This is a genomic window from Stutzerimonas stutzeri, from assembly GCF_002890895.1.
Taxonomy (GTDB): domain Bacteria; phylum Pseudomonadota; class Gammaproteobacteria; order Pseudomonadales; family Pseudomonadaceae; genus Stutzerimonas; species Stutzerimonas stutzeri_AB.
In genome coordinates, this window is record NZ_POUL01000006.1 from 262,799 (window position 1) to 285,276 (window position 22,478).

Here is a 22,478-nt window from a genome sequence, read left to right on the forward strand (position 1 = left end):
TTTGACGACTGAACGCATCGATAGGCCAGCGTCCGCACCATTTCGCCCATATAGGCGCGCCACTGGCGCACTTACCACAGAGCCACCCGCTTGCTGCCCATCGCCACCGCGCTTAAGGTGATCGCCCCCAGGTTGGAAGCTCGTTCATGTGGTCTTTTCGCGACTGGCGCCGCAAGCGCATCCTCGCCCGTCTCGCCATCGAACCGGCGCTCTGGCAAAACGTGCTCGACAGCCTGCCGATTCTCGATGGCCTCAGCACCGAGGAGACCGAGCGTCTGCGCGAACGCAGCTTGTTGTTCCTGCATGCCAAACGATTGACCGCCCTGCCCGGCGTCGAACTGGAGCCGGCTGACCGGCTGCGCCTGGCCGCCCAGGCCGAGCTGCCCTTGCTGCACCTGGCGGATCTGGACTGGTATCAGGGCTTCCATGAAATCGTCATCTACCCCGACGATTTCCACAGCCCGCAAAAGCACCGCGACTCCACTGGCGTGATGCACGAGTGGGACGGCGAGCACAGCGGCGAAGCCTGGTTGCAGGGGCCGGTGATTCTCGCCCTGCCAGGTGTCCGGCAAAGCGGCGCCTGGGAAGGCTACAACCTGGTGATCCACGAGCTCGCCCACAAGCTCGACATGCTCAACGGCGACGCCAACGGCCTGCCCCCGCTGCACCGCACCATGCGTATCGAGGATTGGGCTCACGCCATGCAAAAGGCGTACGACGCCCTCAACGCCCGGCTGGACGCCCATCCCCATGCCCACACCGCCATCGACCCCTACGCCGCGGAGAACCCGGCCGAGTTCTTCGCCGTCACCAGTGAGTATTTCTTCAGCGCCCCCGATCTCTTGCACGAGGCCTATCCAGAGGTCTACCGGCAGCTCGCGGCCTTCTATCGACAGGACCCGCTGGCACGCCTGCAGCAACTACAAGCCAGCCATCCGCAGTACGCGGAACCTCACTGATTTGCGACCGTCGAATGCGCGCATTGCCGGACCAGGGAGCATCGCCACCGCCGGCATGGCAAAACGCCCGACACTGCGCCTATAATCGCGCCCACTTTTTTCGCCCCAGGCCGCCTTGGCCGACCACGGAGCAATGTTCATGAGCTACAGCAAAGTCCCGGCCGGCAAAGACCTGCCAAACGACATCTACGTCGCCATCGAAATCCCGGCCAACCACGCACCGATCAAATACGAAATCGATCACGACACTGACTGCCTGTTCGTAGACCGCTTCATGGCCACCCCGATGTTCTACCCGGCCAACTACGGCTTCATCCCGCACACCCTGGCTGACGACGGCGACCCGCTCGACGTACTGGTCGTGACCCCCTACCCGGTCGCCCCAGGCTCCGTCATCCGCTGCCGTCCGGTCGGCGTGCTGAACATGACCGACGAAGCCGGCGGCGACGCCAAGCTGATCGCCGTCCCGCACGACAAGCTGACCCAGCTCTACACAGACATCAAGGAATACACCGACCTGCCGCCGCTGCTGATCGAGCAGATCAAGCACTTCTTCGAGAATTACAAGGATCTCGAGAAGGGCAAGTGGGTCAAAGTCGAAGGCTGGGAAGGCGCCGACGCCGCCCGCGCAGCCATCATGAAAGCTGCCGAGGCTTACCAGAAGTAAGCCGAAGCACTGAAGAAAAGCCGGCCACAAGCCGGCTTTTTTATTGCCTGCATGTTTCTCGTCAACAGACGCAGCCGCTCTTCGAACCGGCGGATGGCGTAAGCCGTAGACGTGCCCGCCTCCTGCTAAGCTTCAGCCGCGAGGCCGATCACAATTCTCAGGAAACTCCACCGCGACCGGGAACCCTGACACCAGTTGTGACTCGTCTACTCAACAGGGCGACTGCCATCAACGTCTAGCGGATTCAACGATGCCTGCCACCTACAACACCGCAATGGTGTGCCTCTCCATCCTGATCTCCATCGCCGGCTCCTTTACGGCCCTGGACCTCGCCAGCCGGGCACGCGCTGCAGAGAACTGGATGAAGCACGCCTGGCTGTGTGCGGCGGCCGTATGCATGTGACGATGCACGCCGAACTGACCTACGACCCGCTTTGGGTTGGCATTTCGTTCGCCATTGCCATTGGCGCAGCAACCACATCTCTCTGGCTTTCGGCACAAAGTCGGCGCTTTCTGTTGCAGGCTGGGTCAGCCGTTGCCATGGGTTTTGCCGTGGCGGGCATGCATTACTCGGCGATGATTGGCGCAAACTTCACGCCCATGGACGACGCGATGCCGGCCCCGTCCAGCAATCTGGATCTACTGACACTGGCGCTAGCGGTGGCCGGCTCAACATTCGTCGTGCTGTTTCTGGGTCTTACCGCCTCCATGTACGACAGACGCATGGCGATTATCAGCGATCACGAAGCGGCTGCATTGCGCCAGAGCGAAGAGCGCTTCCGGGAGCTGTACAGCAAGACTCCGTTGCCGCTGCATTCGCTGGATGACCAGGGCCGATTGGAATCGGTCAGCGATGCATGGCTCATATTGATGGGCTATCGCCGTGAGGACGTGATCGGCCGTCCACTGATCAATTTCATGACCGAGCGCTCGGCGCGGCAAATGCTGGATCAGGACTGGCCCGTGCTGCTGGGTACTGGCGAATGCCTGAACGCCGAGTATCGCTTGGTCGCAAGGGGCGGTGTCTTCATCGATGTACTGGCTTCCACTCGCCTGGAGAAGACCATCCAAGGCGCACTCATCATTGGTGGGCTGGTAAACATCACCGAGCGCCGTAACGCCGAGGCCGCCCTTCGCCAGGCTCAGAAGATGGAAGCCATCGGCAAGCTGACTGGCGGTATCGCACATGATTTCAACAACCTGCTCGCGGTGGTGAGCGGAAATCTCGAACTGCTGCGCAAGCGGTTGCCGCACGACCCGGCCCGGGCGAGTACCTTGATCGATAACGCGTTGCTGGCTACCCAACGTGGCGCAAGTCTGGTTCAACGCATGCTGGCCTTTGCACGCAAGCAGGAGTTGAACCCCAGTTCAGTCGAACTGCCGGACCTGGTACTGAACATGCGTGAGCTGCTGCAACGTTCAGTCGGAACCGGCATCACCATCGACACGCGGTTTCCTCTCAGTCTGCCTCCGGCCTACGTTGACGCAAATCAGCTCGAAATGGTGTTGATCAACCTAGTCGTCAATGCCCGAGACGCGATGCCGGAAGGCGGCCTGATCTGCATCGAAGGGCAGCTGCGAGCGCTGGAGTCCGCCGGACAACGGGCCCAGGAGTTTGTCGCACTGATTGTGAATGACAACGGCACCGGCATGAATCCGGAAACATTAGCCCGCGCAACCGAACCTTTCTTTACCACCAAAGGCCCCGGTAAAGGCACCGGTCTGGGTCTGTCGATGGCGCATGGGCTGGCCGAGCAGTCCGGCGGCCTAATGGGAATAACCAGCAGTGCGGGCGTGGGCACCACCATCGAGCTTTGGCTGCCCCTGGGCGTGTCTGCCAGAACAGCCGCTCCCGCAGCAGTCGATGGCAGTGAGCTGACTACTCGACCTCTATCAAACTTGACGATTCTCGTAGTCGACGACGATCCACTCGTGCTGGACAACACGGTCGCACTGCTTGAGGATCTGGGGCATCGAGTGACTGCTGTCAGCAGTGGCGACGCGGCCCTCGACGCGCTACGCCAAGCCCAGCCCTTTGATATTCTGATTACCGACCAGATGATGCCTGGAATGACCGGGACCCAACTGGCAAAAACCGTTAAAGCCGAGCACCCCGCCCTGCCAATCTTGTTGGTCAGCGGCTATGCAGATCTGTCTGATGAAGGTCGCCTGCTGCACACGCTGGCCAAGCCTTTTACACAGCAAGCGCTGAGCGGTGCGATCAGCGAAGCGCTGGGCCGTCCCAGTTCGAATGTCGTGGTCCCCCTGCTCAGCCGGCGCTGACCCGTCAAAGACGGCAAACAACCTTACCGCCGACGATCCTAGGCCCGACGGGGCTGCCGTAGGGCCGGCCAAGCCGCACACGGTTTCAAAATCGACGAACGGCGGCACCCTTTCTGATCGTCAAAACCGAAGGCTCGGCCGCCTCGACGCCGGCTTCTGGTCTGAATAGCAACGTCTGCCCTCATCTGCTCCTGCTCAGCTGACTGCTTCCAGAATCCTGATCGCACATCGATTTGCTGAAACGCTTGCCGCCCTCCGGCAGTCCAACCGTATCTCACTCCTGGTCCGCGCCTCGTCGCAGGAATCAGGACGGCGTGCGAAGAACGCTAGTCAGCAACCCGCTGCCGCAAGGCAGCCCAGCGATGGGGCAGACCATGGCCGATGACAACCGCAACCCTCCGGGCCAGGACGCCCGCGACAGCAACCCGCGCAACGGTGTCGAGATCCATGACCCCGACGCAGCATCCAGATCGCGCCGCGCCTTTCTCAAGGCGGTCGGGGCGACCGGCCTGGCGGCGGCGGCCGTGCCCGCATGGGGTCGGGTCGGGTACGTCAATGACGACAAGGAAGAGCCGGCTGCGCAGCGCGCGGATGGCGAAGCGGGCCCGGCGGCCGGCCAACAGCGAATCACGCTCAAGGTCAACGGCAAACCCCATACCCTGGATGTCGCAGCCAACATGGTCTTGCTCGACGTGCTGCGACATCAGCTCGATCTGACCGGCACCAAGAAAGGCTGCGATCACGGCCAGTGCGGCGCGTGCACCATTCACGTCAACGGTCAGGCGATCAATTCCTGCCTGAGCCTGGCAATTGCCCACGACGGTGACGAGATCACCACGGTCGAAGGCCTGGAGCGCGACGGCCAGATGCATCCCATCCAGCAGGCGTTTCTCGAACACGACGCTTATCAGTGCGGCTACTGCACCTCGGGCCAGATGATGACGGCCGTGGCCATCCTCAACGATCCCAGTGTGGGCAAGGACGATCTCTCCGTGCGTGAGGCCATGAGCGGCAACATCTGCCGCTGCGGTGCCTACAAGAACATCCTCAGCGCCATCCAGTCGGCGCGTAAGCAGATGAAGCCCGCCTAGGAGATCGCCATGCGCCATTTTGAATACAGCCGCGCCGACAGCGTTGAGCAGGCGGTCGCAACTTATTCCGGGGGCAAAGATGCCTCGTTCCTCGCCGGCGGCACCAACCTGTTGGATATGGTCAAGCTCGACATCATGCGTCCCGAGCTGATGGTCGACGTCAATCGGCTGCAACTCAGTCAGGTCGAAGAACTGGATGACGGACGACTCAAGGTCGGCGCCATGGTCTCCAACGCCGCACTGGCCCGCCATCCGCGTGTGGAACAGGACTACCGGGTGCTGTCCGAAGCGCTGCTGTCCGGCGCCTCGACGCAATTGCGCAACAAGGCGACCACCGGTGGCAACGTCATGCAACGGGTGCGCTGCCCCTACTTCCGCGATGGCACCTCGGCCTGCAACAAGCGTGACCCCGGCTCTGGCTGCTCGGCCATTGGCGGCTACAACCGCTCGGTGCATGCGGTGCTCGGGACCAGCGATCAGTGCATCGCCAGCCATCCCTCCGACATGTGCGTGGCCATGGCAGCCATTGGCGCCAAGGTCAACGTAGTCGGCCCCGATGGGGCACGTGATATCGACTTTCTCGACTTTCACCTGTTACCGGGCGACAAGCCCTGGGAAGAGTTCGCGCTCAAGGATGATGAGCTGATCACCCACGTCACCCTGGATGCGCCGCTGCAGGGCGGGAAGTCCGGCTATCTGAAGCTGCGCGATCGTTCCTCGTACCAGTTTGCCCTGGCCTCGAGCGCAGTCATCGTTGCACTCGATGGCAACACCATCCGGGACGCGCGCCTGGCACTCGGTGGCGTCGCGACCAAACCCTGGCGCGCCCTGGAAGCCGAGCAGGCCCTCAAAGGGCAACCGGCTAACACCGCCACGTTCGAGAAGGCTGCGCGCATCGCCATGCAAGGGGCCAAGGGCTACGAGCACAACGCATTCAAGATTCCGCTGGGGCAGCAAGCCATCGTGCGCACGCTGACCAACCTCACCGCCGGATGAAGCCAGCCAATACAGGACTGCAACCATGAGCGAGAAAATCATCGGTGCTGCCAAGCCACGCATCGACGGCCCGCAGAAGCTGACCGGCCGCGCCAAGTATTCCTCGGACAACAACCTGCCCGGCATGGTGAATGCCTACGGCGTGTTCAGCACCATCGCCCGCGGCGAAATCACCAACATCGATACCAGCGTGGCGAAACAGTCTCCGGGCGTGATCGACATCTTTCATCACAACCACTTCCCGAAGCTGTACCACACGCCCAGCAGCATGGCGCAGGAAAACAAGGTCGACGAGGTGCGCCTGCCGTTCGAGGACAACAAGGTCTATTACGCTGGCCAGTTCGTCGCGCTGGTGGTGGCTGACACCTTCGAGAACGCCCGTGCAGCCGCCTACAAGGTCAAGGTCGATTATCAGAAGAGCGCCGCCATCGCCAATCTTGACCAGGCTGTCGAACGCAACGGCAGCAAGATGCAGAAAAAATCCAACCATACACGGGGCAATCCTGAGGAGGCTTACGGGAGCGCGGCCAAGACCATCGATGCCACGTACTACACGCCGGTCGAGACGCACAACCCGATGGAGATGCACGCCACCGTAGCGGCCTGGAATGACGGCAAGCTGACCATGTACGACACGACGCAGGGCGTGGTGAATGCACGCAACGTCTACGCCAAGGTGTTTGGCCTATCGCCTGATCGGGTCGAGGTGCTGACGCCGTTCCTCGGCTCGGGTTTCGGCAGCAAACTCTGGCCCTGGCCGAACGCCATTGCCGCGGCGGCGGCCGCCCGTGAAATTGGTCGCCCCGTGCAGCTGGTGGTACCGCGCCAGGAAATGTTCACCACCACCGGCCACCGCCCCGAAACGCGCCAGCGTATGCGACTGGGCACCGACAATGACGGTCGACTGGTATCGCTGCGCCACGAGACGATCTACACCACGTCCACGGTCGACCAGGTCGATACCTACGTCGAGTCGTGCGGAAAGATGACCCAGGGCCTGTACAGCTGCGACAACCTGAGCGTGACCCACGCAGCGGCCCGTACCAACCGCGGCACGCCCACCTCAATGCGCGCGCCAGGCGCGGCGCCGGGCATGTTCGCGCTGGAATCGGCCATGGACGAGATGGCCGAGCAACTCGGCATGGACCCTCTCGAATTCCGCCGTCGCAATGTCTCCGACACGGACGAGAGCAAGGGACTGCCCTGGTCGAGCAATCAGATTCGTGAAGCCTACGACCAAGCCGCCGAGCGTTTTGGCTGGGCCAAACGCAATCCAGCAATCGGCTCGATGCGCGAGGGCAATGAAATCATTGGCTGGGGCATGGCGAGCTGCAACTGGGAGGCGATCCGCCGGCCCTGCGATGCGCGGGTTTCGCTGCGTGCCGACGGTTCCGCTTTTGCTTCCTGTGCAACCCAAGACATCGGTACCGGCACCTACACCATCGTGGCCCAGGCGGTCAGTGATGTAACCGGCGTACCGCTGGAGAAGATCGAGGTCGAGCTCGGTGACTCTTCCTATCCGTCCGGGCCGATCTCCGGCGGTTCCTGGGCGACGGCGACCACCCTGCCCGCCATCGCCGCAGCCGGGCGCAAGGCCATCGAGGTGCTCAAGGAGTATGCGACGTCGGAAAACGGGGCCTTTCCAGATGCCAAGCCAGAGGACCTTACTTTCGAAGACGGTCAGCTGAAGAACACCGATGGGAAGTCGATCGGTTTCACCGAGGTCCTCAAAGCCCGCCAGCTGGCCAGTGCCGACGGTGAGGCGCATACCGAAGGCGCCCCCACCGAGACCTATGCCTTCCGCTCGTTCGGTGCACATTTTGTCGAGGTACGCTGGGACCCGGGCATCTCCAACCTGCGCGTCACCCGCGTGGTCAGCGCCATTGATGTCGGCCGCGCCATCAACGCATTGACGTCGCGCAACCAGGTCGAGGGCGCCATTGTCATGGGCATCGGCATGGCGCGTTTCGAGCAGACTGACTATGACCACCGCGATGCACGCCCGGTGAACAACAACTACGCCGAATACCTGGTGCCGGTTCATGCTGACCAGCCGGACGTCGACGTCATCCTGCTCGACTATCCGGACTTCAAGTTTAACGAGTTCGGCGCGCGCGGCATTGGCGAAATCGGCATCACCGGGATACCCGCCGCGATTGCCAACGCGGTCTACCACGCCACCGGCAAGCGCATCCGCGACCTGCCGATCACCATGGACAAGCTGATGGACGGCTCGGCTTCGATGAAACAGGCGTAACGACGAAGGCAGCTGGAAGGCAGCCGGCTCGCTCAGGCGCGGCCGACCAGACAGCTGCAGGCTCTGGCCGCTTGGCCAGGGTTTTGCTGCCAGAGCTCTGCAGGTGGCGCTTCGATTCCGTCCCAGCGTTGGGACTGATGCGAGCCACAAATCCGCACACGCACACGCAGTTAGACGAAACGCTTCGACACCACTGCTCACCTGGCGGCAACGGGTCGTCCGACACGAAAAAGCCGGCCTGAAAGGCCGGCTCACGAGGCCGCAAACAGAACGCTACCGATGCGTCTGATTACAGACGAATCGGCAGCGTTCGCCCGTCAGCTCTTGCCTTTCTTGATTGCCTCTCCCGAACCGAGATCGGCACCAGTCATCGGATCGGCGGAGACGTCGGACTGGGTCCGCACCGCCATCTGCTGCACCACTTTCTGCTGTGCCTTGCTCAGATCGACGGAGGGTTTTCCATCTCCGCCATCTACAGCCGGCTCTGGGTTCTCGACGAACTCCCACTCCGGCCCCTGGTTCCAAGGGCCGCGCAAGTCGCCTTCGCCCTGCGAAAGGTTGTAGTAGACGTTGGCAAATTGCGGATCACCCGGCAGTTTGCCCTGAGGGAAGTTGGGCTGAATCGCGTGCAAGGCCTTCTCGAAGGATTTCTGGTGCGCAATTTCGCGGGTCATCAGAAATTTGAGTGCATCCTTGATGCCTGGGTCATCGGTCACGTTGATCAGACGCTCATAGACGATCTTGGCGCGCGCCTCGGCGGCAATGTTGGAGCGCAGATCTGCGGTCGGTTCGCCGATGGAGTCGACGTACGCCGCCGTCCAGGGCACACCCGCCGAATTGGTCAGCGCCGGACCGCCACCGTAGAGCAGCGAGGTGATGTGCGAATCGTTGCCGCCACCGGTCAGGGAGCGATACAAATCCGCTTCCTTTTCGACACCTTCGGACAATTCGCCCTTGGCACCCTTGTTGAGCATGCCGACGATGGAGCCAATGACTTCCAGGTGGCTGAGCTCTTCGGTCGCAATGTCCATGAGCATGTCTTTGCGGCCTGGGTCATCCTCAGCTACGCCCTGGACGAAGTAGCGCATCGCAGCGGCCAACTCGCCTTGCGGTCCGCCGAACTGCTCGAGCATCAGGTTGGCCAGTCCCGGATTCGGAGCGGCTACTCGCACGGTGTATTGCAGTCGTTTGTTATGGACGAACATGGTTCACCTCTCAGGTTGGGCTTCCCTAATTCACTGCCTCCTATGTGGTCAAAAATGGTCGCTGCGAACTGCACTGATTGCAGGCGACCCTAAAGATGGAGTGCAAGGCGCGGCAGCCGTCCGATTATTTTTTTCAATGAAGGCCATGAGAAATAGCAATGGCTTGTCGTCGCTGTTTGACGGTCTCCCGCCCGCCACTTTGCTGTTCCCCTCATGAAAAAACGTGAACGGTTCCAAACGAGACGACTCTATCGAAACCACAGCTTTTGCTGATCGAGGTCTCAGATGCGTCATCCCCTAGGTTCCATCCGTAACTACTCCGCCACCTTGATGCTTGCAGCCGCAGCACTCTCGCTCGGCAGCACGCCAGGCTTTGCTGACTCGCCACAGGTGCTCGGTTGGGTCGAGGAAGGGTTGATCCTTCCTGAAAGGGTCGCGGTGAAATTCAAGCTCGACACCGGCGCACTGACTTCTTCCATGCATGCGGAAAACATCGATCATTTCGAGAAGGATGGCGAAGACTGGGTACGATTTACCGTCGAGCTGGAAGACATCAACACCGACAAGCAGGTGCGGACTCGCCTGGAACGCCCGCTGATCCGCGACATCAAGGTGCGCGGTGCAGGCGGCGCTGAAGAGCGGCCGGTGGTGCTGATGAAGGTCTGCCTCGGCAGCCAAATGTATGAAGAGCAGTTCTCGCTAAACGACCGGGACAAGATGAATTACCCGGTGCTGATTGGCCGCCGCACGCTGGAAAAGGTCGGCCTGGTGGATTCATCCAAGACCTTTACCGTCGAGCCAAGTTGCTCCGCGCCTGAGCAGTAACAGCCATCAAACCCGACCGGGCACTGCGCGCTAGCCAGCATGCTGAGTGCTGCGGTCGGCGTCGATCCGCAAGCCCGGCGCTTTTTCTGCAACTCACCCAAGCCCCTCCGGTCAACTGAACAGCAGCCTGTCGCCGCCAGCGAAGCGACAGCCCTGGCTGCCTGGGCAGATCTCAGCAAAACGACCGGTCATGCGGGGGATTCGTGGAGCATCAAGGTGAATACCTGAGACAGGGCGCCATGCCGTCCGACATGAGCATGGACGCACACATGCAGATGATGGAGCGACGCCGGCTCGCCACGCTCTGGTGCCATTTCGTCAATGCACTGCTGGGGCTATGGGTGCTTAGCGCCCCCTTCATCTTTGGCTACCTGAACATCGCACCAACCGATCTCGACTTGCCGAGGCTGGCGACCGAGCGCGAGCTGCCAGACGTCGCCACCCGCGCCCTGCTGATGACCTGGAACGACGTCGTCAGTGGTGCGTTGATCGTGCTGTTTTCGATCCTTTCGCTGAAGCGTATCGCCTGGGCGCAATGGGCTAACACGGTCATGGGTCTCTGGCTGATGCTGGCACCGCTGCTGTTCTGGACGCCCTCGCCCGCCGGCTACGGCAATGCGCTTCTGGTCGGCGGGCTGGTGATCGCCTTCTCGACCCTGGTGCCGATGATGCCCGGCATGAGCATGAGCGGCATGATGCAGAAGGCAGCCGTGCCGCCGGGCTGGGACTACAATCCATCGACCTGGCTGCAGCGGTTGCCCATCGCCTTTCTGGCGGTGATCGGCATCCTGCTGGCTCGGTATCTGGCCGGCTATCAGTTGGGGCATACCGCCGGCGCCTGGGACCCGTTCTTTGGGACCGAGCCCAACGGCACCGAGACCATCATCACCTCCGACATGTCCCGCGCCTGGCCGGTCTCCGACGCCGGAGTCGGCGTCTTGGCCTACATGATCGAACTGTTGATGGCGGTGATGGGCGATGCGCGGCGCTGGCGGACCATGCCCTGGATGGTCGCCGGGTTTGGTGTGGTAGTGGTGCCATTGGGCGCGGTGAGTATCTTTTTCATCATCGCCCAGCCGATCTTCATCGACACCTGGTGCACGCTCTGCCTGGTCCAGGCGCTGGCGATGCTCGTGATGATGCCCTACGCCTTGAATGAGCTGGTGGCCATGGGCCAATTCCTCAAAGACGCCAAGCGGCGTGGTAAGCCGTTCTGGAAAACCTTCTGGCAAGGCGACGCGATGGAAGGCGCGCGCGAGGACAACACACCCGAATTCGATAACAGCCTTTCGTCCATGGCACTGAAAGGGCTTCGCGGCGTGAATCCCCCGTGGGGCCTTGCGCTGCTCTGCATCCTCGGCGTCTGGCTGATGTGCACACGGCTGATATTCGGCACCGAGGGTTCCATGGCCAACAGCGACCACCTGATGGGCTCATTGTTGATCACCGTCTCGGTGCTGGCCTTTGCCGAAGTGGCGCGCCCGCTACGTTTTTTCAACTTGCCGATCGGTGCCTGGCTGATCGCCGCTCCGTCCTTTCTGGAGGGTGCCGGCTTCGCCGCCACCGTTGGCAGCCTGATCGCCGGCGTACTGGTCATTGGCCTGAGCCTGCCGCGCGGACCGATTCGCCACCGCTATGCGGGCTGGAACGCGCTGCTGCGCTAACCCATCAAAGACAAGGAGCTTTTAGATGAGCGACCGCGAACAGACTGCCGTGATCTGTGGAGGCACTGCTGGCGTAGGCCGCGCAACGGCCCATTCGTTCGCGCAGGCGGGCTTTCGCGTGGCGGTAATCGCGCGCGGTGAGCAGGGCCTGGCCGACACACGCAAAGAGCTGGAAGCGGCCGGGGCGAAGGTGTTGGCGATTTCAGCCGATGTCGCTGATGCCGAAGCGGTCGACCACGCTGCCGAGCGAATCGAAGCAGAGCTGGGCCCGATCGAGGTCTGGGTCAATGCCGCCATGGCCACAGTGTTCGGGCCGGTCAACAAGACCAGCGCCGCGGAATTCAAGCGGGTCACCGAGGTGACTTATCTGGGCTTCGTTCACGGCACGCTGGCGGCGCTGCGCTATATGGAGGCCCGCAACCGGGGCACCATTGTTCAGGTCGGCTCGGCGTTGTCCTACCGTTCGATTCCGCTGCAATCCGCCTACTGCGCGGCGAAATTCGCGATCCGAGGTTTCACCGATTCGCTGCGCTGCGAACTGATCCATACCAACAGCAAGGTCCGGTTGACCATGGTCCAGCTTCCTGCGCACAACACGCCGCAGTTCGATTGGTCGCGTAACAAGATGGGCAAACGCCCGCAGCCGGTTCCGCCCATCCATACGCCGGAGGTGGCCGCACGCGCCATTCTGCGTGCCGCCACCGATGCACCGCGTGAACTCTGGTTGGGGCGCGCCTCGTTCCAGGCGATCATCGGCAACATGTTCATGCCCGGCCTGCTCGACCGGATGATGGCCAAGCAGGCCTGGAGCGGACAGATGACCGATGAGCCGGTCAGTGATGACCAGCCTGACAACCTGTTCCAGCCGGTCGACGGACTGCACCGAATCGACGGCCGGTTCGGCAGTCAGGTGAAAGACAAGGCACTCGGTTTGAGTGCCGAAACGGTCGGTAAACTGGCCGCCGGTGGCCTGGCAGTGATCGCCGTACTCGTCATCGCGCTGGTCGCCGCCATCGCCAGCTAGGGCCATGCACGGGCGGCCTGCCACGGCCGGCGGCCAGCTTTCGATCAGTGGCTCCGTCAACCCGCCTTGGTGTCTGTCGAAACAGCTTCGCCAAGAGTCGCTGAGTGGGACTTCAACTCCTGCCGCGCCTGCCGAACGACCGAGAAGCCGGCTGACAACGCAAGCCCGGCCATGACCAGCGCCACGACCAGATCAGGCCAGCCGGCGCCAGTGCCGAACACCCCGGCAGCGGCGATCATTACAGCGACGTTACCAATCGCGTCGTTGCGGCTGCACAGCCAGACCGAGCGCATATTCGAATCGCCCTCGCGAAAGGCATAGAGCATCAGCGCCACAACGACATTGGCAATCAACGCCAGCGCACCGATGATGCCCATGGTCAGCGGTTCGGGCACCACGTCGGCATAAATCGACCAGCCTGCGCGAGCCAGCACGAATACGCCGAACGCGAGCATCGTCAGACCTTTGACCATAGCCGCCCTCGATCGCCAGACCAGCCCCATCGACAACACCACCAGGGTGATCCCGTAGTTGGCCGCATCGCCTGCAAAGTCGATGGCATCGGCCAGCAAGGAAACCGAGCCGGAACGAATCCCGCTGATGATTTCCACGACAAACATGAGCAGATTGATCGCCAGCGCGACCCACAACGCCTTACGGAAGCCCGGATTGACCGCCGGGGTAGAGCAACCGGAATCACAGCATCTCGACGACATGGGATGTCCTCCTGAACTATATTCGGAGCCATTGCACACCCTGGAGCAACTCCAGGGTCAAGCCCCATTTACCGAATCAAGCCGACACACAGGAGGCCATGATGCGCATAGGCGAGCTGAGCACAGCGACCGAGGTCGACGTCGAGACCATTCGCTATTACGAAAAGATCGGCTTGATGCCCGCCCCGCAGCGCGGCGCCAACGGCTATCGGTCCTATTCATCCAAGCAGCTGGCGCAGCTGACGTTCATTCGCCATTGCCGCGCACTGGACATTGGCCTGGCTGATATACGCCGGCTTCTGGAGTCCTCCAACCACCCGGATGCCAGCTGCGGAGACATCAACCTGCTGATCGACGAGCAGCTCGTACGCGTCCGCACGCGACTGGAAAACCTCCATGCCCTTGAACGTCAGTTGCAGGAATTGCGCAGCTGCTGCACTGGCAACAGCGCGATGCACGGCTGCGGCATCCTCAACGAGCTGAGCAGTGCGCCGCTGGCTGGCGACGATACGCAGCCGTAGGCAGTAGTTCCTCGCTTGCGGCCAGTCCGGTGTCAACGAGACCTGGCATGCGCACCGTTTCATCCGAGAACAAAACACGGCCTGCAGGCGCCTCGCTGACACGGGTCGCGGCTAAGAGCTGCAAACGGGATGCTTGGCGCAACAAAGCGGCAGCGATACTCTTCGGCTCTTTTGCCGCGAGGCTTTCCAATGCCCCTGTTCGATATGCTGCTGTTGATCGCCGCCGGCTTTGCTGCGGGAGGCATGAACGCACTCGCAGGCGGCGGCACCTTCTTTTCGTTTCCCGCACTGCTGGCAACCGGCTTGCCACCCGTGACCGCCAACGCGACGAATGCCGTAGCGCTCTGGCCCGCCAGCCTCGCCGCCGCCTGGGCCGCACGCTCGGCCTTGCGCCCCCTTGGTCGCTACCTGATCCCCCTACTGCTGGCGGGCCTGGTCGGGGGTCTGCTGGGCGGCCTGTTGCTGCTGGCCAGCGGCGATGACGTCTTCAGTCTGCTCATTCCCTGGCTGCTATTGCTCGCCACCGCACTGTTCGCCGCCAGCCCCTGGCTGAGCCGCTGGCTCGCGGCGCGCCGCAAGGACACCAATGCGGTGCCGCCTCACGCACCAACATCGCTGGCCGCTCACGGACTGGTCTCGATCTACGGCGGCTACTTCGGCGCCGGCATGGGCATCCTGCAACTGGCGGCCTTTTCCATCGAAGGCCATCAGCTGGTCCGCGCCAACGCGCTGAAAAACCTGATCTCTGCAGTGATCTACAGCGTGGCAACGGCGACCTTCGTGATTGCCGGACGAGTCAGCGGCTACGAGCTGGCGATCCTGCTGGTGGGCACCACGCTCGGCGGCTACGCGGGCGGCGCGTTGAGCAAGAAACTACCCGCCACCTGGCTGCGTTTGTTCGTCATCCTGGTCGGCAGCGTCATGACCGTTTACTACTTCAAGGCCATGTACCTGCCTTGACCGACAGGCATCTAGCCCGCTCGGCTTATGGCTTCTGCCGCAGAGCTCTGCTAGTGTCGCGCCCGATTCAGAGCAGCCGCAGAGAACAGGTTCCCGCATGGCCCGCAAGAAAGTCGCCCTCGATTTCGAACAATCCCTCGCCGAGTTACAGCAGCTGGTCGAGCGTCTGGAAAGTGGCGAGCTGTCGCTGGAGGATTCGCTGACCTGCTTCGAGCAGGGCATCGGCCTGACTCGCGATTGCCAGGCTGCTTTGAGCCAGGCTGAGCAGAAGGTGCAGATCCTCCTCGAGCGCGACGGCAAACTGCAGGAAGCGCCATTCGAGGTGGACCCGGAAGCATGATCGGCGCCTACCAGAAACGCTGCCAGCAACGCGTAGACAGCTGCCTAGACACGCTCTTCTCCTCGCCTCGGCCGCAACTCGACCGTCTCTATCAGGCCATGCGCTACAGCGTGATGAATGGGGGCAAGCGCGTCCGCCCGCTGCTGGTCTACGCCGCATGCGAAGCGCTCGAGGGCGAGGTTGCGCTGGCAGATGGTGCAGCCTGTGCTGTCGAACTGATTCATGCCTATTCGCTGGTCCATGACGATCTGCCAGCGATGGATGACGATGACCTGCGTCGTGGCCAGCCCACCACGCACAAAGCGTTCGATGAAGCCTGCGCCATTCTCGCCGGAGACGGCCTGCAGAGCCTGGCGTTCGAGGCCCTGGCGCTCGATGCTCATAATCCTCCGGATCCGTCACTGCGCCTGGAGATGGTCGCCAGCCTCGCGCGCGCAGCCGGACCGGCCGGCATGGTCGGTGGCCAGGCCATCGATCTCGGCTCGGTGGGCCTGAAGCTTGATCGAACCGCGCTGGAGCTGATGCACCGGCACAAGACCGGTGCACTGATCGAGGTCAGCGTGCGCCTCGGCGCCCTTGCCAGCGGCCGTGCTGACGCGTCGACGCTGTCAGCGCTGCAGCAATACGCGCAAGCCGTGGGCCTGGCCTTCCAGGTACAGGACGACATCCTCGACGTTGAAAGCGACACCGCAACGCTGGGCAAGCACCAGGGTGCCGACATCGCGCGCGACAAACCCACCTACCCGGCGCTGCTGGGCATGGGCAGTGCCAAGGCTTATGCGCTGGAGCTGCGCGACCTGGCGCTCGCCGCACTCGCCCCGTTCGGACCTAGCGCCGAGCCGCTGCGCCAGCTGGCCTGCTTTATCGTCGAACGCCGCAGCTGAAGGTGATGCTCGCCGCATAACCGGTCCGCAACGACCAGGGCGCGCGGCCGGCATGCTTGCCTTCCGATCAACAGCCAACCTATCTAGCAGGATAAGTGGCGGGCCATGCGGTATTTCGCCACCCGCGCAGTAGTAGCAGCCGGTTTTCATCGTTCAGGGGCAGGGTGTAGTCATGCGCGGCCAGAACGATACCCCGCTGCGGCTGGATGACTTTCAAGTTGATATACACCTGGTCTCGGCTGACCGCATAGGTTCCCACAACCACAGCCTGTGCGTTGTGGCTCGTCACCAGTTCACCAACCTCGCGACTCAGCATCAGCTCGGCCTGGTCCTTGAGCATGTAGGCCCGGTTACGCAGCTTCATTTCAACCATCGGATAGCCGGCCATCGTGAAGCGTGCGGAGATCTGATCGGTCGTTATTCGGCCAAAGGTTGAAGAGCGGTCCAAAGCATCAGTATTAACCAGCGTCCCAATCAGTATCGCCCCCCGCTTGAGCGGAAGACGGTAGCGCAACTGCGCCAACAACGATTCGGCAGCCCGGTAGTTCTCTCGCACCAGCGGGTTGCTTGGCGGCGACCCTACCTCCATGGATTGTGTCGGAGAGACGCCGCAGCCCTGCAGTACCAGGCAGCACAGCAGTGAAGCGGCGACCCTCAATGCTCGATAGGTCATCTGCTCTCACCCCCGATGACCGGAATATTGACTCCGGCCCAACCCGGTGCATAAAGCTGCCATTCCGGATCCACCGTGTAGTAAGCATTGGAAACCTGAGCGTAGTAACGGTCCCGATCCGATACGCTCGTGTTGATTACCAGCTCGATTTCAGGTGTCGGCCCTTTGGCAAACTCCGTGTGATACCACTGTGCGGCGTCCAGCCCTACGGCAGCCGTGACCATGGCAGCGCCGGGCGATACGTTGCGGTAAATGTTGCGCAGCACCCAAAGCCCGCTGGTCAGGGTAGTTGCCGTGCCGACATAACGATACTGCAGCCGGTTGGGCGAAAAGCGCACCGGCTCTGCGTTTACATCCACAACCAGAACGTTGGCACTGTCGCGCTTGTGAACTGGGTAGCCGGCGCTCAGCAGCGAACTGATGAGTTGCTGGCTAAACACCCGCGCAAAGGGACTTTGCGTATCAGCCTGATTCACATACAGCGGACGATCATCGGGCAGCGAACGAATCAGTTGCCTAGCCGTGTCCTCGGCGATCAATTGCCAGTGAGATGCAGCTTGAAGCTTTTCCTGCTTTGCATACGGAAAGTTGACCGCAACCGGAACCGGTGTAAAAGGCGCCCGGCAGCTTGCGCAAAGGAGCGCGGCGCCGAGCAGCCCCACATTTACGGCGAACCGTCGCGACCGAAAGACAAGCGACCTATCACCGGCGCCTGTTGACACAAGTCTCTTACCCATCAAAACATTCCATATTCAGCGACGACTGACGATTCCTGGCGAAAAGCCTTAGATGTGATGGCGCAATAGTGGCGTGCCCATGTAGCCGCTTATCGGCCAAGCTTGGAAGAACTTAAGACATCAGATGGCAGGGCCACCGTTGACGCCTGGTTCGCTGCAGACTGTCAGGTATCGTCTGCTCGCTTAAAGCGGAAAGGCTTTTTCGGTTAAACTGCCGCTCTTTTTTCAACTAAAACGACTCGCCCGATGCCCAAGACGTTTCATGAGATTCCTCGGGTCCGCCCTGCGACGCCCGTCCTAGATCGCGCGGCGACGCCCGAGCAGCTGCGCCGGCTGGGCGAAGCGGAACTCGAAGAGCTCGCCAACGAACTGCGGCAGGATCTTCTCTACAGCGTGGGCCGGACCGGCGGGCACTTCGGTGCTGGCCTTGGCGTGATCGAGCTGACCATTGCCCTGCATTACGTCTACGACACGCCGAAAGACCGCCTGGTCTGGGATGTCGGTCATCAGGCCTATCCGCACAAAATCCTCACAGGGCGCCGCGAGCGCATGGAAAGTCTGCGTCAGAAGGATGGCCTCGCTGCCTTTCCGCGCCGCAGCGAGAGCGAGTACGACACCTTTGGCGTCGGCCACTCCAGCACCTCCATCAGTGCCGCCCTGGGTATGGCCATCGCCGCTCGCATGCAGGGCAAGAAGCGCAAGTCGATTGCGGTCATCGGCGACGGTGCGCTTACCGCCGGGATGGCCTTCGAAGCGCTGAACCATGCACCGGAAGTCGGTGCGGACATGCTCGTAGTACTCAATGACAACGACATGTCGATCTCGCGCAACGTTGGCGGCCTATCCAACTATTTGGCGAAGATTCTCTCCAGTCGTACCTATTCGAGCATGCGCGAAGGCAGCAAAAAGGTCCTCTCGCGCCTGCCCGGCGCCTGGGAAATTGCGCGGCGCACCGAGGAATACGCCAAGGGCATGCTGGTCCCCGGCACGCTGTTCGAAGAGCTCGGCTGGAATTACATCGGCCCCATCGACGGCCATGACCTGCCGACCCTGATCGGCACCCTGCGTAACATGCGCGACCTCTCCGGCCCGCAGTTTCTGCACGTGGTGACAAAAAAGGGTAAAGGCTTCGCCCCGGCCGAAGTCGACCCGATCACCTGGCATGCGATCAGCAAGCTCGAACCCATCGGCGCGCCGGTCAAGCCGAAGAAACCCAGCGGTCCCAAATATTCCAATGTGTTCGGCCAGTGGCTGTGCGATATGGCTGCGGCAGACCCGCGCCTGATGGGTATCACCCCTGCCATGAAGGAAGGCTCGGATCTGGTCGATTTCAGCGAGCGCTACCCTGACCGCTACTTCGATGTCGCCATTGCCGAACAGCATGCGGTTACCCTCGCTGCCGGCATGGCCTGTGAAGGCGCCAAGCCAGTGGTGGCGATCTATTCGACCTTCCTGCAGCGTGCCTACGACCAGCTGATCCATGACGTCGCGGTGCAAAACCTCGACGTACTCTTCGCCATCGACCGCGCCGGTTTGGTTGGCGAGGACGGTCCGACCCACGCTGGCAGCTTCGACCTGACCTATCTGCGTTGCATCCCCGGCATGCTGGTGATGACCCCAAGCGATGAAAACGAGATGCGCCGGATGCTCACCACCGGCTATCACTACGAAGGCCCCGCCGCCGTGCGATATCCACGCGGTACCGGCCCAAACGCAAGGCTGGAACCGGGCCTCGAACCGCTGGAAATCGGCAAGGCAGTGGTGCGGCGCGAAGGTAAGCAGGTCGCTTTGCTGGTGTTCGGTGTGCAACTGCCGGAAGCCATGCAGGTTGCCGAAGCCCTGGACGCAACCGTCGTCGACATGCGTTTCGTCAAACCCCTGGACGAGGCGATGGCTCGCCAGATGGCCGACAGCCACGACCTACTGGTGACCATCGAGGAGAACAGCATCATGGGCGGTGCTGGCAGCGCGGTCGGCGAGTTCCTCGCTTCGCAGAACCTGAGCACACCGATCCTTCATCTGGGCCTGCCCGACTATTATGTCGAACATGCCAAACCCACCGAGATGATCAAGGAGTGCGGACTGGACGCCGCCGGTATCGAAACCGCAGTTCGGGCGCGCCTAGCAGACTTGCACAGCCGATCATAAGGTCCAGCGCCACCGCAGGTAGCAGCGAGACGGCTCGCCACACCACGAAAGTAGCGTCACCTCGATCCGCCCCATGCTCAGCGGATCGAGGACAGCATGATCCGCCCTGGGCTTCTACAGCCGGCTTGGCAGGTCGACCTAGCGCACCATGCGCCACATCAAGATCCAATTGACCAATTCTGACCGTCGAAACGTTTGCGTTGAGGCGCACCATTCATTCGCTTGTCTTTCCCCAGCCCAGGCCGTAAGGTTCGCGCGATTTCCAATCCGCCCAGGTGTGCGCGACCTCCAGGTCCGCATTAAACGGGAAGCCGGTGCGCTCGAAGAGCAAGGCCGGCGCTGCCCCCGCAACGGTAATCGACCGTGATCAGAGGATCACCGCCCGCTCAACCGCCACTGTGCACGTCACGGGAAGGCGAGCAAGGTGCGTGTCGAAAGCCCGGAGACCGGCCTGACGGATTCGACTGGTGTTGCGGAGGGCAGCACCGTCAAGCGCGGCTGCCCGTCATTCCGCCCTTGTTCCTGCCCTTCTCAAAAGCGTTGAACTTTTGAGGATCGAACCTGATGAAACTGTCTCCTATTGCCTTGGCCGTGGCGCTGCTGCCGAGCATTGCTGCCGCCCTGGAGCCTTACCAAGCTCCTCCAATGGTCATCACCCGAGCGACTGCCCTGGAAAAGCCTGCTCCGGCCAGCACTCGAGTGATCGACAGGAACGAAATCGAGCGGAGTGCAGCCAGTAGCCTGATAGAGGTGCTGAACGGGAAAGCTGGTATCCAGATCCGTGACACGCTCGGTGACGGCAACCATGCCTCCATCAGCCTGCGTGGTTTCGGGGACAACGCGGTGAACAACGTGCTGGTTCTGGTCGACGGCCGGAGGCTGAACAATCCAAGTCTCAGCGGCCCGGACCTGAATAGCGTACCGCTTGCAAACATCGAGCGGATCGAGATCTTGCGCGGCGCCGGAACAGTCCTATACGGCGACCAGGCTGTCGGTGGGGTGGTCAACATCGTTACGCGACGCCCGTCCGGCAACGAAGCCTATATCGAAACCACCCAAGGCAGTCATGATCTGGAGGCATACCGAGGCCATGTTTCTCAGTCATTCGGAGGTGGTATTTCGGCGTATATCAGCGGCGAGACCCGGAATACGGACAACTATCGCGACCACAACGACGCCAGCTACCGCGACCTGTTCGGACGCCTCCGCTATGACCATGACAGCGGCTGGCTTCTGTACGAATACCAGAACATCGACGATGAGCTGCTCTACCCGCGCAGCCTCACCATCGCGCAACGCCGCGCCGACCGCAGAGCAAGCACCTCGAACGAATGGAACAACAGCAAGACGGACGTGCATCGCTTTGCGGGCGAACAGGCATTAGGTCGCCATTGGACCGCGAACCTGGACTACAGCATCAGAGACAGCGATGGGGCGGGCCTGATTTCAGGTAGTCCGTTCACAGAAGGGACCCGCGTCGAAACCATCAGCCCTCGCCTCACCGCCAATTGGGACAGTACGTCAGGCCGCGGCGAGTGGCTGTTGGGCTTCGATTACCTGAAGGCTGATTACCAGGCAGCGTATGCGTTCTACCCGACGCTAAGCAGCGACGCCGAGCAAACGCAGCGAGACTGGTACACGCAAGTCAACCAACCGCTAACTGATCGCCTGACTCTAAGCCTCGGCTATCGCATCAGTGAAGTGAATGACAGACACAACGGCCGTACGCGCAGCGACAGCGAAGACAGCTCGAGCGTAGCGCTGAGCTGGCAGGTGACTGACCAGACTCACGCATTCATTAAACGCGAGGAAGTTCTGCGCTGGGCCAACGTCAACGAAAACGCGCTCGTCGAGCCTGGCATCGAATTTCTCAAACCACAGACGGGCGAGTCATGGGAAGCGGGAATCGCCTGGCAAGACGCCACCCAACTCTACCAGGCCAGCCTCTACCGGCTCGATCTCGACGATGAGTTGCTCTACGCGCCTTATGCCTTTGGTGGCTGGGGCGCTAATGTAAACTTGGACCAGACTCGGCGCGAAGGCCTGCTGCTCGAGGCTGAGCGTAAACTGACCGATCGACTTCGCGTCGGAGGCCAATACAGTTTTACCGATACGGAGCTGCGTGCTGGTGCCAACAAGGGCAATGAAATCCCCTGGGTATCACGCCACAGTGCCGCCATGCATCTGGACTACCAGATCATTGCTAATCTTCACGGATATCTTGAGGCCATCTATACAGGCCCGCGTTACTTAGCCAGCGATGATGGCCTGGCGCTACCAAAGGAGGGTGGTTATACGTTGTTCAATGCCGCTATCCGGTACGAATACCGAAACCTCAACGCCAAACTTCGCATCAATAACCTGACTGGAAAGCGCTACGACAGCTACGCCGTTTACAACAGCTGGCAAGCAGGCAACAAGGCTTTGTACCCAGCGCCAGAAGAAGATATTCAGCTAAGTGTGGGCTATCGCTTTTGAACCCAGGGGGATAAGGCCGGCTGTCCAGTTCGCAGTGGAGTGCGAGCGTC

20 protein-coding genes and 1 riboswitch are annotated in these 22,478 nt (G+C 61.6%); of the genes, 16 read left to right on the forward strand and 4 right to left on the reverse strand.

The window, feature by feature from the left end; translation table 11 throughout:
* Positions 1 to 146: 146 nt before the first annotated feature.
* The 7 genes from CXK96_RS13805 to CXK96_RS13830 all read left to right on the forward strand — a co-directional run bounded on the left by CXK96_RS13805 (position 147) and on the right by CXK96_RS13830 (position 8,253).
* Entirely contained in the window at positions 147 to 959 is an 813-nt protein-coding gene (locus tag CXK96_RS13805; protein WP_102837014.1) for a zinc-dependent peptidase, read from the forward strand.
* A 139-nt stretch (positions 960 to 1,098) separates the two neighbouring features.
* Positions 1,099 to 1,626 (forward strand): inorganic diphosphatase, encoded by a 528-nt coding sequence (gene ppa, locus CXK96_RS13810; protein ID WP_102837015.1) that lies wholly within the window; start codon positions 1,099 to 1,101, stop codon positions 1,624 to 1,626.
* Between the two features lie 250 nt (positions 1,627 to 1,876).
* Complete coding sequence (locus CXK96_RS20990; RefSeq protein WP_256061615.1) at positions 1,877 to 2,029, forward strand: MHYT domain-containing protein; 153 nt, start codon at positions 1,877 to 1,879, stop codon at positions 2,027 to 2,029.
* A 2-nt stretch (positions 2,030 to 2,031) separates the two neighbouring features.
* Positions 2,032 to 3,909 (forward strand): response regulator, encoded by a 1,878-nt coding sequence (locus CXK96_RS13815; RefSeq protein ID WP_256061614.1) that lies wholly within the window; start codon positions 2,032 to 2,034, stop codon positions 3,907 to 3,909.
* Between the two features lie 314 nt (positions 3,910 to 4,223).
* Positions 4,224 to 5,000, forward strand: coding sequence for a (2Fe-2S)-binding protein (locus CXK96_RS13820; protein WP_256061613.1), 777 nt, complete (start codon positions 4,224 to 4,226; stop codon positions 4,998 to 5,000).
* A gap of 9 nt (positions 5,001 to 5,009) precedes the next feature.
* The gene (locus tag CXK96_RS13825; RefSeq protein ID WP_102837016.1) at positions 5,010 to 5,996 is read left to right on the forward strand and encodes an FAD binding domain-containing protein; all 987 of its coding nucleotides are present in this window, start codon (positions 5,010 to 5,012) and stop codon (positions 5,994 to 5,996) included.
* 25 nt (positions 5,997 to 6,021) lie between these two features.
* Positions 6,022 to 8,253 carry a xanthine dehydrogenase family protein molybdopterin-binding subunit gene (locus CXK96_RS13830; RefSeq protein ID WP_102837017.1) on the forward strand — a complete coding sequence of 744 codons (2,232 nt, stop codon included), beginning with the start codon at positions 6,022 to 6,024 and terminating at the stop codon, positions 8,251 to 8,253.
* Positions 8,254 to 8,570: 317 nt separating this feature from the next.
* Here CXK96_RS13830 and CXK96_RS13835 read toward each other — a convergent pair whose 3' ends face one another.
* Positions 8,571 to 9,458, reverse strand: a complete 888-nt coding sequence (locus tag CXK96_RS13835; RefSeq protein WP_102837018.1) for a manganese catalase family protein — start codon at positions 9,456 to 9,458, stop codon at positions 8,571 to 8,573.
* A gap of 285 nt (positions 9,459 to 9,743) precedes the next feature.
* Here CXK96_RS13835 and CXK96_RS13840 point away from each other — a divergent pair, with 285 nt between their 5' ends.
* From CXK96_RS13840 to CXK96_RS13850, 3 genes are all read left to right on the forward strand, one after another.
* The gene (locus tag CXK96_RS13840) at positions 9,744 to 10,283 is read left to right on the forward strand and encodes an ATP-dependent zinc protease (RefSeq protein ID WP_102837019.1); all 540 of its coding nucleotides are present in this window, start codon (positions 9,744 to 9,746) and stop codon (positions 10,281 to 10,283) included.
* A 203-nt stretch (positions 10,284 to 10,486) separates the two neighbouring features.
* Positions 10,487 to 11,947, forward strand: coding sequence for a vitamin K epoxide reductase family protein (locus CXK96_RS13845; protein WP_256061612.1), 1,461 nt, complete (start codon positions 10,487 to 10,489; stop codon positions 11,945 to 11,947).
* Positions 11,948 to 11,972: 25 nt separating this feature from the next.
* Positions 11,973 to 12,971 (forward strand): SDR family oxidoreductase, encoded by a 999-nt coding sequence (locus CXK96_RS13850; RefSeq protein ID WP_102837020.1) that lies wholly within the window; start codon positions 11,973 to 11,975, stop codon positions 12,969 to 12,971.
* 56 nt (positions 12,972 to 13,027) lie between these two features.
* Here the strand turns inward: CXK96_RS13850 and CXK96_RS13855 are convergent, their stop codons facing one another.
* Positions 13,028 to 13,687, reverse strand: coding sequence for a cation transporter (locus tag CXK96_RS13855; RefSeq protein ID WP_102837021.1), 660 nt, complete (start codon positions 13,685 to 13,687; stop codon positions 13,028 to 13,030).
* 98 nt (positions 13,688 to 13,785) lie between these two features.
* Between CXK96_RS13855 and CXK96_RS13860 the strand changes: the two genes are divergently transcribed.
* The 4 genes from CXK96_RS13860 (at position 13,786) to CXK96_RS13875 (ending at position 16,392) form a co-directional block, all read left to right on the forward strand.
* A complete protein-coding gene (locus CXK96_RS13860) occupies positions 13,786 to 14,208 on the forward strand; it encodes a Cd(II)/Pb(II)-responsive transcriptional regulator (RefSeq protein ID WP_256061611.1) in 423 nt (140 codons plus the stop codon).
* Positions 14,209 to 14,397: 189 nt separating this feature from the next.
* Positions 14,398 to 15,168 (forward strand): sulfite exporter TauE/SafE family protein, encoded by a 771-nt coding sequence (locus CXK96_RS13865; RefSeq protein WP_102837023.1) that lies wholly within the window; start codon positions 14,398 to 14,400, stop codon positions 15,166 to 15,168.
* A 97-nt stretch (positions 15,169 to 15,265) separates the two neighbouring features.
* Positions 15,266 to 15,508 (forward strand): exodeoxyribonuclease VII small subunit, encoded by a 243-nt coding sequence (locus CXK96_RS13870; RefSeq protein WP_102837024.1) that lies wholly within the window; start codon positions 15,266 to 15,268, stop codon positions 15,506 to 15,508.
* Positions 15,505 to 16,392 (forward strand): polyprenyl synthetase family protein, encoded by an 888-nt coding sequence (locus CXK96_RS13875; protein ID WP_102837025.1) that lies wholly within the window; start codon positions 15,505 to 15,507, stop codon positions 16,390 to 16,392. The genes CXK96_RS13870 and CXK96_RS13875 overlap by 4 nt, the downstream gene beginning before the upstream one ends.
* Before the next feature lie 79 nt (positions 16,393 to 16,471).
* Here CXK96_RS13875 and CXK96_RS13880 read toward each other — a convergent pair whose 3' ends face one another.
* Positions 16,472 to 17,065, reverse strand: coding sequence for a FlgO family outer membrane protein (locus CXK96_RS13880; protein WP_102837026.1), 594 nt, complete (start codon positions 17,063 to 17,065; stop codon positions 16,472 to 16,474).
* Complete coding sequence (locus CXK96_RS13885; protein ID WP_146030704.1) at positions 17,062 to 17,727, reverse strand: hypothetical protein; 666 nt, start codon at positions 17,725 to 17,727, stop codon at positions 17,062 to 17,064. Before CXK96_RS13885 ends, CXK96_RS13880 begins: the two co-directional genes overlap by 4 nt.
* A gap of 321 nt (positions 17,728 to 18,048) precedes the next feature.
* Here CXK96_RS13885 and dxs point away from each other — a divergent pair, with 321 nt between their 5' ends.
* Together dxs and CXK96_RS13895 are read left to right on the forward strand one after the other, a co-directional pair.
* Positions 18,049 to 19,950 carry a 1-deoxy-D-xylulose-5-phosphate synthase gene (gene dxs, locus CXK96_RS13890; protein WP_102837028.1) on the forward strand — a complete coding sequence of 634 codons (1,902 nt, stop codon included), beginning with the start codon at positions 18,049 to 18,051 and terminating at the stop codon, positions 19,948 to 19,950.
* 255 nt (positions 19,951 to 20,205) lie between these two features.
* Positions 20,206 to 20,419: riboswitch (cobalamin riboswitch) on the forward strand.
* 95 nt (positions 20,420 to 20,514) lie between these two features.
* Positions 20,515 to 22,428 carry a TonB-dependent receptor gene (locus tag CXK96_RS13895; protein WP_256061610.1) on the forward strand — a complete coding sequence of 638 codons (1,914 nt, stop codon included), beginning with the start codon at positions 20,515 to 20,517 and terminating at the stop codon, positions 22,426 to 22,428.
* The last annotated feature ends 50 nt before the right edge of the window (positions 22,429 to 22,478 follow it).

Bases quoted from the DNA above. Each gene is read 5' to 3' on its own strand.
- CXK96_RS13855 (WP_102837021.1), bottom strand. From the start codon at position 13,687: ATGTCGTCGAGATGCTGTGATTCCGGTTGCTCTACCCCGGCGGTCAAT.
- CXK96_RS13860 (WP_256061611.1), top strand. From the start codon at position 13,786: ATGATGCGCATAGGCGAGCTGAGCACAGCGACCGAGGTCGACGTCGAG.
- CXK96_RS13865 (WP_102837023.1), top strand. From the start codon at position 14,398: ATGCCCCTGTTCGATATGCTGCTGTTGATCGCCGCCGGCTTTGCTGCG.
- CXK96_RS13895 (WP_256061610.1), top strand. From the start codon at position 20,515: ATGAAACTGTCTCCTATTGCCTTGGCCGTGGCGCTGCTGCCGAGCATT.
- CXK96_RS13805 (WP_102837014.1), top strand. From the start codon at position 147: ATGTGGTCTTTTCGCGACTGGCGCCGCAAGCGCATCCTCGCCCGTCTC.
- ppa (WP_102837015.1), top strand. From the start codon at position 1,099: ATGAGCTACAGCAAAGTCCCGGCCGGCAAAGACCTGCCAAACGACATC.
- CXK96_RS13825 (WP_102837016.1), top strand. From the start codon at position 5,010: ATGCGCCATTTTGAATACAGCCGCGCCGACAGCGTTGAGCAGGCGGTC.
- CXK96_RS13880 (WP_102837026.1), bottom strand. From the start codon at position 17,065: ATGACCTATCGAGCATTGAGGGTCGCCGCTTCACTGCTGTGCTGCCTG.
- CXK96_RS20990 (WP_256061615.1), top strand. From the start codon at position 1,877: ATGCCTGCCACCTACAACACCGCAATGGTGTGCCTCTCCATCCTGATC.
- CXK96_RS13875 (WP_102837025.1), top strand. From the start codon at position 15,505: ATGATCGGCGCCTACCAGAAACGCTGCCAGCAACGCGTAGACAGCTGC.
- CXK96_RS13835 (WP_102837018.1), bottom strand. From the start codon at position 9,458: ATGTTCGTCCATAACAAACGACTGCAATACACCGTGCGAGTAGCCGCT.
- dxs (WP_102837028.1), top strand. From the start codon at position 18,049: ATGCCCAAGACGTTTCATGAGATTCCTCGGGTCCGCCCTGCGACGCCC.
- CXK96_RS13840 (WP_102837019.1), top strand. From the start codon at position 9,744: ATGCGTCATCCCCTAGGTTCCATCCGTAACTACTCCGCCACCTTGATG.
- CXK96_RS13870 (WP_102837024.1), top strand. From the start codon at position 15,266: ATGGCCCGCAAGAAAGTCGCCCTCGATTTCGAACAATCCCTCGCCGAG.
- CXK96_RS13850 (WP_102837020.1), top strand. From the start codon at position 11,973: ATGAGCGACCGCGAACAGACTGCCGTGATCTGTGGAGGCACTGCTGGC.
- CXK96_RS13830 (WP_102837017.1), top strand. From the start codon at position 6,022: ATGAGCGAGAAAATCATCGGTGCTGCCAAGCCACGCATCGACGGCCCG.
- CXK96_RS13815 (WP_256061614.1), top strand. From the start codon at position 2,032: ATGCACGCCGAACTGACCTACGACCCGCTTTGGGTTGGCATTTCGTTC.